Below are 7491 nucleotides of genomic sequence, written 5' to 3'. Positions count from 1 at the left end.
ATTGGCGGGCTTTTTATTGGTTGCGGCTCAATGACTGAGCTTGAGGCCGACCAGCCCCGCGACGATCAGGCCGACGCTAGCCAGGCGCACCAGCGTCATGGCCTCGCCGAACAGCAGGATGCCGGCGATCACCGTGCCCACGGCGCCGACTCCGGTCCAGATCGCATAGGCCGTGCCCAGCGGCAGTTCCTTCATGGCCACGCCGAGCAAGCCGATGCTGACAACCATGGCGCTCACGGTGAGCAGGGTAGGGAGAGGGCGGGAGAAACCGTCGGTGTACTTGAGGCCGATGGCCCAAGCGACTTCGAACAGACCGGCAAAAAACAGGATGATCCAGGACATGAGAGGGCTCCTTACTGCTACTGAGCGGGCCGTCCCGGATGATGACTCAGAAGAGAGTTGCGAGGTCGTCCTCGCGATGTGCGCTATTTTGCACAGGGGACTGCACAGGGCAAGCCCGAGAGGACAGGCGAGCCCTGGCAAAGGTTACCAAAGTTGTCTTGTTGGTCAGATACCTTGCGGGATTTCCTCGCCGCCCAGGGCTTCGAACAGGGCCGGCAGGAAGTCGCAGAAGGTCAGCATCATCAGGGTGAAGCTGGCGTCCTGTTGGCCGAGGTCATCGTCGCCACCGTCCTGGGCGGCCTGATCCTGTAGCAGATCCTCGAAGCGCAGGCGCTTGATCACCAGCTTGTCGTCGAGCACGAAGGACAGCTTGTCCTGCCAGGCCAGCGACAGCTGGGTGACCAGCTTGCCGGACGACAGGTGCAACTGGATTTCCTCACTGGTCAGGTCCTGGCGCTTGCAGCGCACCACACCGCCGTCTTCGTTGACATCACGCAGTTCGCACTCGTCAAGCACGAAGAAGTCCGGCGCGGCCTGCTGGGTTTTGACCCAGTCGGTGAGGGTGGCGGTGGGTGCCATTTTCACCGCCAGCGGGCGCACCGGCAGGCTGCCGAGCACTTCACGCAGGGTCGACAGCAGGTCTTCGGCTTTCTTGGCGCTTGCCGAGTCGACCAGGATCAGACCGAGCTTGGGGGCGATGGCGGCGAAGGTGGCGGAGCGGCGGACGAAGGCGCGGGGCAGCAGGGACATGACGATCTCGTCCTTCAGCTGGTCGCGCTCCTTCTTGTAGACCTTGCGCATCTGCTGCGCTTCGATCTCGTCGACTTTCTCCTTCAGGGCGTCACGCACCACGCTGCCGGGCAGGATGCGTTCTTCCTTGCGCGCGGCCACCAGCAGGAAGTCGCCACTGACATGTACCAGCGGTGCATCGGCACCTTTGCCGAAGGGGGCGATAAAACCATAAGTGGTCAGCTCCTGGCTGGCGCAGGCGCGGGCCAGTTTGCTGGCCAGTGCAGCCTCCAGTGCCTCGGCGTCGAACGGCAGATCCTGGGTGAGGCGATAGACGAGCAGGTTGCGGAACCACATGCGGCGGTCTCTCCAAAGTACGCAAAGCGCGCATTATTCTCTGCCGGGACGTATTGGCCAACCCATCGCTAAGCCTTTGGAACGATTGCAGATTTTTTTAAAAAAAGAGCTTGCCAAGGTTCGGATCGCTCTCTAGAATGCGCCCCACTTCGAGAGTGAAGGGTGATTAGCTCAGCCGGGAGAGCATCTGCCTTACAAGCAGAGGGTCGGCGGTTCGATCCCGTCATCACCCACCAATCTCGCAGTTACGCGCAGCGGTAGTTCAGTCGGTTAGAATACCGGCCTGTCACGCCGGGGGTCGCGGGTTCGAGTCCCGTCCGCTGCGCCATATATAAGCCTTGGTCAGACTGAAGACCAAAGCTGGAAGAAACGGCCGATCAGGTCGTTTTTTTTTTGCTGCGAGCCCTTTGAACTCTCGCCAGCAAGCAGGTTACGCGCAGCGGTAGTTCAGTCGGTTAGAATACCGGCCTGTCACGCCGGGGGTCGCGGGTTCGAGTCCCGTCCGCTGCGCCATATACAAGCCTTGGTCAGATCGCTGATCAAGCTGAAAGAAGCGACCGCAAAGGTCGCTTTTTTTTGCCTGCAAGTCCTGCGTAGCGTCGCAGCTTGAATGCCCGCCAATATCTGAACTTATCTCTGGTTCACTGTTCCTAATGTGCCGTAGCCAGTGCTTGTCGCGGGCTGCTAAGCTCGCGCTCTCTCTTTTCGCCCCACGCGGCATCACAAGGAACAAGCATGAAACAACATCGTCTTGCGGCAGCGGTTGCCCTGGTTGGCCTGGTTCTGGCTGGCTGCGATGCACAGACCAGCGAAGTGGAGCTGAAGACTCCCGCGCAGAAAGCCTCTTATGGCATCGGCCTGAACATGGGCAAGAGCCTGTCGCAGGAAGGTCTGGATGATCTGGACTCCAAGGCCGTTGCCCTGGGTATCGAGGATGCCATCGGCAAGAAAGAGCAGAAGCTGAAGGATGAGGAACTGTCCGAAGCCTTTGCCTTCCTGCAAAAGCGCGCCGAGGAACGCATGGCCAAACTCAACGAGGAGTCGGCGGCTGCCGGCAAGAAGTTCCTTGAAGAGAACGGCAAGAAGGAAGGCGTGGTCACCACCGAGTCCGGCCTGCAGTATGAAGTGATCAAGAAGACCGATGGCGCCCAGCCCAAGGCGACCGACGTGGTGACTGTGCACTACGAAGGCAAGCTGACGGATGGCAGTGTGTTCGACAGCTCCATCGAGCGTGGCAGCCCCATCGATCTGCCGGTCAGCGGCGTGATCCCGGGTTGGGTCGAAGGTCTGCAACTGATGCACGTGGGTGAAAAGTACAAGCTGTACATCCCCAGCGAACTGGCCTATGGCGCGCAAAGCCCAAGCCCGGCGATTCCGGCCAACTCCGTGCTGGTATTCGATCTGGAGCTGCTGGCGATCAAAGATCCGGCTGCTCCTGCCGAATAAGGCGATCCCCTGGTCAGAAACGCCCCGCTTGTCGGGGCGTTTTCATTGGGGGCGGATTAATCGGCGACTGGTGAGTCTGAAAGGGAGGTGAGAGAGGGCAGGTGTTACGCTTATGCACATTCGTGTGGTAACTCTTCTGCTAGCGACTGTTACGGTTTATGCGATCGGGCCGCATAACATAACTTTATGATTTTAATGAATTTTTTTTGCTGTCCAAAAAGTGTTCGATCTGTTGTCCGGCCCCGTGGCTTGGGCGTTTGCTCGTGTTGTAAAGGATGTGTTCACAGGTTTATCCACAGGCTTGGTGGATAACCTGCTGCGAATCAGTAGTGGTGCGGTATTGCTGGAGGTGACGATGAAATATCGTGCGGTAGGTGACCGTTACCTGCGTCAGGCCCGACGTGTGTTGAGTCGTGGACGGCTGCCGGCATTGCTGTTGGCGGTGTCGAGAAAAAGCACTAGTAGCGAGCGATTCTCGCGGCTGCGCGAGGATTTGTTATTACTGCAGGGGCTGTGCGCGGCCTGGTGGCGTGGTGAGTATCGCGCTATCAACTCCAAGGCCCTGCTGGCGGTGGTCGCTGCTCTGGTGTACTTCCTGGCGCCGCTGGATGCGGTGCCGGACTGGCTGCTGGGGCTGGGCTTGCTGGATGATCTGGCGGTGCTGGCCTGGGTGTTGCGCACCTGGGACGACGAATTGCAGCGCTATGCGGGTTGGCGAGCCCAACAGTCGCCGCAGGAGCTGGCGCGTATCGAGAAGTTGCCTCCGGAGCGTTAATAGTTTTCCCGGTTGGCCTGTTCGAACAGTGCTTCTATTGCACCGCTGTCGCGCAGCTCAAGCAGCACTTGGTCGAGTTGTTCCGCTGCCATTTTCAGATGCGGACTGTAGGCGCAATGCATCCAGTATCGATTGACCACCCAGCTGCTGAAACGTACGGGTAGTGTCGGGTTGCGGCTCAGGCGGTAGGCCAATGGGCGCTGCATGTCGATCAGGGCATCCAGGCGCTGACGGCTGAGCATCTGCAGACGGGTTTCCAAGTCGCTCACATCCTGACGCACTACCTTGCCGTTGCTGAATGCACTCATCAGCGGCTCTGTGTAGATGAAGCCCAGGCTGGTACCCAGGCTCTTACCCTGCAGCTTGGCAAGGTCGCTGAAGTCGGGGCTCTGTACATGTTGCAGCAGGCGATCCTCTTCCTGATACAGCGGCGCAGACCAGTGCAGTCGACTGGCTTGAGGCATCCAGTCCGGATGGGCATTGCAGATGATCTGGATGCGGCCTTCGAGCAGAAAAGCTTCGAGACGGTTGTTGGGGGTCTCGATGAAGCGTACCGGGATGGCCAGTTCACTGCTCACCCGTGCGCCCAGCAGGCGGGTGAAGCCGCCGATCAGCTGATGCTGGCGTACGGCGACATAGGGCATGCCGTCATGCGGGCCGAAGCCCCAGAGCAACTCTGCCGTGGCGGGAGTGCTGCTCATAAGCAGTACTCCCGCTAGAAAGCTGCGTATCACCACTGTTCTACGGCCTCTCGACTCTTGTCTGCGGGGTCAGTATAGGTCAGGCTTGCACCATAACCGGGCTGTTGAACATGAACTGCAAGGACCTGCCGGGCGTGTTGGCACTGGGTTTCATGGAGTGTTGTATGAGTGTGCAAGTGATCATGCGCGAGGGGGCACCGGAATACGCCGTGCTGCCCTGGGCTGAATATCAGGCCCTGCTACAGGCTGCCGGGCAGGCTGTAGCTCCGGCAGCGGAGGCTGCCAGTTCGCCACTGAGCCGATTGGCCGAGCTGCGCGAGGCTAAAGGAATGTCCCAGGCCGATCTGGCCCGGGCCGTGGGAATCAGCCCGCACTATCTGGGCCTGATCGAGAGCGGTGAGCGTGAGCCGGACAGCGCGATTCTGCGCTCGCTGGCGCGGGTGCTCGAAGTGACTGACTGGGAGCGGCCGTCTTGAGCGTACGCATTCATCGACAGCACTGGCAGGCTCTGCTCGGGGAGCTGGAGCATGCCCGGCGCCAACGCCATCTGCTGACCTACCGTGCTCTGGTCGAGCGCCTGCAGCTGCCGACTCCCGCCATGCAGACTTTGACCGCCGCGCTCGAACATCTGGCCGCGCTGGATGCTCGCGCCGAGCGTCCACTGCGCAGTGCGCTGGTGATCAGTCAGGGCGCCAGCCGTCTGCCGCGTACCGGCTTCTTCGATTACGTCACGCGTCTGGGGCGCTTTACCGGCCCCTCCGATGGTGTGGCGGCTGCATCTTGGCATGCCGCTGAAGTAGCGCGGGTCTTCGAGTTCAGCTACCCCGAGGAGCCCTGATGCTCCTGCGTCTGCGCGCTCGCCTGAGTTACGGGCTGGCGCGGCGTCTGTTTCATTGGTCATGGTTATTGCGTCAGCCGCGTGCCTGGTCCTGGATGCAGGGGCAATTCGCCCGCATGGCGGCCATGGGCGATGTGTCGGCGCAAAGCTTCTACGGTCATATCCTGCTGTTTCGCGGCCAGGGCTTGGGCGCTCGCGAAGAGGGGCTGCGTTTGTTGCGTCTGGCTGCCCAGGGCGGCGATGGCAAGGCGGCTTACCAGGTGGGCGTGCAGGTGCTGGCGGGCGATAGTCGCCAGACGCCTGATGGCGAAGCGGCGGCCCGTTGGTGGTGCCTGGCTGCCGAGGCGGGGCATCCGCTGGCGGCTCAACGCCTCTCCAACCTGTATCGTGATGGCGCACCCGGCGTTGAGGCGGACCCACTTCTGGCCGAGCATTATGCTCGGCGTGCCGTGGAGCTTGGGCTCAAGCCGAGAGGCTGAGCGTGTCGAGAATGTGCAGGCTGTAACCCGGCACCGCCTTGGCGTGGCGCTTGGCCTCGGAAGCCATACCGGCCAGTTGACTGGCGTCGAGGTGCTGGCAGCTTTGCGGGTGTAGATGCACTACGCCGACCGACAGTGACAGCAAAGGAAATTCTTCCCGCTTGCCCTGGCGGTTGTGGCTGACGAAGCAACCGGCTTGCAGGTGCTCGTCGTGGTAGAAACGCCGGCACTGGGCCTGGAAGTCTTCCAGCAGCTGATTGAGGCGCTTGCGCCAGTCCGCTGAGCCCAGCACCAGGAGAAAGTCGTCGCCACCGATGTGCCCGACGAAATCGCGGCTGGGGTCGACCCGTTCGTTGAGGCACTGCGCCAGGCACAGCAGTACCTCGTCGCCCTTGGCATAGCCGTACAGGTCGTTGAACGGCTTGAAACTGTCGATATCCACATAGCACACCACGGCTTCGCGGCCTTGCTGCAGCAGACGTCCCAGGCATTGCTGGATGGGCACGTTGCCCGGTAGCAGGGTCAGCGGATTGGCATGGCGGGCCTGCTGGATTTTCAGTTCGGTGATCAGCTTGAGTACATCGATGACTCGTCCCAGGCCACGGTAGCGGCCGTTCTGCACGATGATGAAGTCTTCTTCAATGCGCTGCCGGGCGCGGCTGGTGAGTAGTCGGCTGACCTGTTGCAGCGACTGGCCGATATCGACGGCGAGGAAGTCCGTGCTCATCAGGCGGCTGATCGGCTTGCGGGCGAACAGATCGGTGGCGAAGGGCTTGAGCAGTGCGTCCGACAGCGAGTGGCGGTGGACGATGCCCACCGGCTGGCCCTGCTCGTCGAGCACCGCCAGGGAATTGAGGTTGGCCTGGGCGCGGAAGGCCTCCAGCACTTCGGCGATGGCGGTCTGCTGCGGTACGGCCTGTTGCTCGTTGAGCAGGGCTGACAGGTCGCCGCTTTCTTCACCCAGCGTGGGAGAGAGGTTGTCCAGGCGCGGCAGCAGTTTCTGCGCATCGCGGGGCGGCTGTTCCTGAGGGCGGCAGAGCAGGTAGCCCTGCACCAGGTCAATGCCCATCTCGATCAGTGTGGCCAGCTCCTCTTCCAGCTCGATGCCTTCGGCGATCACCTGGGCGCGCGAGGCGCGGGCCATCTTCAGGATGGAGTCGACGAACTCGCGTTTGACGGCGTCCTGGTGGATGCCGTCGATGAAATGGCGGTCGATCTTTACGTAGTCCGGGCGCAGTTCCGACCACAGGCGCAGGCTGGAATAGCCGGCGCCGAGGTCGTCCAGGGCGATGGAGAAACCCATGGCGCGGTAGTGGTGCAGAGCCGTGTCGAGCAGGGCGAAGTCGTCGATGGGAGCCTGCTCGGTCAGTTCGATGACGACCTGATCCGGCGGAATGCCGAAGTCCCTCAGCAGCTTCAGGGTGCGGCCCGGCTGGTGGCTGGGCTCCAGCAGCGACTCCGGAGAGACGTTAAGGAACAGCTTGCCTTGCAGTTGCTGTGCGCTGAAGTGTTGGCAGGCGCTCTTGCGGGCCTGCAGTTCCAGCTCGCTCAGGCGCCCGCAGTTGCGGGCCACGCTGAATAGCGCGATGGGGGCGTGCAGTGGGCTGTTCGATGGACCACGGGTCAGGGCCTCGTAGCCGAGAATACGCTGCTCGGAGAGGCTAATGATGGGCTGGAACAGGCTATGGAGGTCGCCGTGAGCAAGGATGGACTCCAGGGCGCTCAACTGCTCGGTGACGGTCATGGGGTGTCTCGATCTGGCGGAAAAGAAAAAGGCCGGTATCGCTACCGGCCTCTATTTCACGACAGTTCAGTGACTGTTTG

9 protein-coding genes and 3 tRNA genes are annotated in these 7491 nt (G+C 61.5%); 8 read left to right on the top strand and 4 right to left on the bottom strand.

Features of this window, described 5'->3' with window-relative positions; all coding sequences use genetic code 11:
- Window positions 1–27 precede the first annotated feature (27 nt).
- On the bottom strand, window positions 28–342 hold the full coding sequence (gene sugE / locus ACF8C6_RS14595; protein WP_392499947.1) for a quaternary ammonium compound efflux SMR transporter SugE: 315 nt from the start codon (window positions 340–342) through the stop codon (window positions 28–30).
- Window positions 343–507: 165 nt separating this feature from the next.
- Entirely contained in the window at window positions 508–1428 is a 921-nt protein-coding gene (rdgC, locus tag ACF8C6_RS14590) for a recombination-associated protein RdgC (protein ID WP_341691705.1), read from the bottom strand.
- Between the two features lie 160 nt (window positions 1429–1588).
- Between rdgC and ACF8C6_RS14585 the strand changes: the two genes are divergently transcribed.
- The 5 genes from ACF8C6_RS14585 (at window position 1589) to ACF8C6_RS14565 (ending at window position 3649) form a co-directional block, all read left to right on the top strand.
- Window positions 1589–1664: transfer RNA gene (locus ACF8C6_RS14585), tRNA-Val, on the top strand.
- Between the two features lie 15 nt (window positions 1665–1679).
- Window positions 1680–1756, top strand: a tRNA-Asp gene (locus ACF8C6_RS14580).
- A gap of 108 nt (window positions 1757–1864) precedes the next feature.
- Window positions 1865–1941, top strand: a tRNA-Asp gene (locus ACF8C6_RS14575).
- 222 nt (window positions 1942–2163) lie between these two features.
- A complete protein-coding gene (locus tag ACF8C6_RS14570; protein WP_392499946.1) occupies window positions 2164–2874 on the top strand; it encodes an FKBP-type peptidyl-prolyl cis-trans isomerase in 711 nt (236 codons plus the stop codon).
- A gap of 355 nt (window positions 2875–3229) precedes the next feature.
- Window positions 3230–3649 carry a DUF1232 domain-containing protein gene (locus ACF8C6_RS14565; protein WP_392499945.1) on the top strand — a complete coding sequence of 140 codons (420 nt, stop codon included), beginning with the start codon at window positions 3230–3232 and terminating at the stop codon, window positions 3647–3649.
- Here the strand turns inward: ACF8C6_RS14565 and ACF8C6_RS14560 are convergent.
- The gene (locus tag ACF8C6_RS14560) at window positions 3646–4350 is read right to left on the bottom strand and encodes a substrate-binding periplasmic protein (RefSeq protein WP_392499944.1); all 705 of its coding nucleotides are present in this window, start codon (window positions 4348–4350) and stop codon (window positions 3646–3648) included. The two genes, ACF8C6_RS14565 and ACF8C6_RS14560, sit on opposite strands and share 4 nt — an antisense overlap.
- A 164-nt stretch (window positions 4351–4514) precedes the next feature.
- Here ACF8C6_RS14560 and ACF8C6_RS14555 point away from each other — a divergent pair, with 164 nt between their 5' ends.
- From ACF8C6_RS14555 to ACF8C6_RS14545, 3 genes are read left to right on the top strand one after another with little or no spacing between them, the layout of a single operon-like run.
- Window positions 4515–4826: a helix-turn-helix domain-containing protein gene (locus tag ACF8C6_RS14555; RefSeq protein WP_392499943.1), complete on the top strand. Its 312-nt coding sequence runs from the start codon at window positions 4515–4517 to the stop codon at window positions 4824–4826.
- A complete protein-coding gene (locus ACF8C6_RS14550; RefSeq protein ID WP_277691244.1) occupies window positions 4823–5188 on the top strand; it encodes a hypothetical protein in 366 nt (121 codons plus the stop codon). Before ACF8C6_RS14555 ends, ACF8C6_RS14550 begins: the two co-directional genes overlap by 4 nt.
- Entirely contained in the window at window positions 5188–5667 is a 480-nt protein-coding gene (locus ACF8C6_RS14545) for a tetratricopeptide repeat protein (RefSeq protein ID WP_392499942.1), read from the top strand. The genes ACF8C6_RS14550 and ACF8C6_RS14545 overlap by 1 nt, the downstream gene beginning before the upstream one ends.
- On the opposite strand, the gene ACF8C6_RS14540 is transcribed toward ACF8C6_RS14545, so the two are convergent.
- The gene (locus tag ACF8C6_RS14540; protein ID WP_392499941.1) at window positions 5651–7411 is read right to left on the bottom strand and encodes a bifunctional diguanylate cyclase/phosphodiesterase; all 1761 of its coding nucleotides are present in this window, start codon (window positions 7409–7411) and stop codon (window positions 5651–5653) included. The genes ACF8C6_RS14545 and ACF8C6_RS14540 overlap by 17 nt on opposite strands.
- Window positions 7412–7491 lie beyond the last annotated feature (80 nt).

The sequence above is a fragment of the Pseudomonas sp. zbq_18 genome (genome assembly GCF_043102245.1).
Classification (GTDB): Bacteria; Pseudomonadota; Gammaproteobacteria; order Pseudomonadales; family Pseudomonadaceae; genus Aquipseudomonas.
This window is presented reverse-complemented; position numbering and strand designations above follow the sequence as displayed.

Coding starts and splice junctions, on each gene's coding strand:
- ACF8C6_RS14565 (WP_392499945.1), top strand. CDS start 3,230: ATGAAATATCGTGCGGTAGGTGACCGTTACCTGCGTCAGGCCCGACGT.
- ACF8C6_RS14540 (WP_392499941.1), bottom strand. CDS start 7,411: ATGACCGTCACCGAGCAGTTGAGCGCCCTGGAGTCCATCCTTGCTCAC.
- ACF8C6_RS14555 (WP_392499943.1), top strand. CDS start 4,515: ATGAGTGTGCAAGTGATCATGCGCGAGGGGGCACCGGAATACGCCGTG.
- ACF8C6_RS14545 (WP_392499942.1), top strand. CDS start 5,188: ATGCTCCTGCGTCTGCGCGCTCGCCTGAGTTACGGGCTGGCGCGGCGT.
- sugE (WP_392499947.1), bottom strand. CDS start 342: ATGTCCTGGATCATCCTGTTTTTTGCCGGTCTGTTCGAAGTCGCTTGG.
- ACF8C6_RS14560 (WP_392499944.1), bottom strand. CDS start 4,350: ATGAGCAGCACTCCCGCCACGGCAGAGTTGCTCTGGGGCTTCGGCCCG.
- ACF8C6_RS14570 (WP_392499946.1), top strand. CDS start 2,164: ATGAAACAACATCGTCTTGCGGCAGCGGTTGCCCTGGTTGGCCTGGTT.
- rdgC (WP_341691705.1), bottom strand. CDS start 1,428: ATGTGGTTCCGCAACCTGCTCGTCTATCGCCTCACCCAGGATCTGCCG.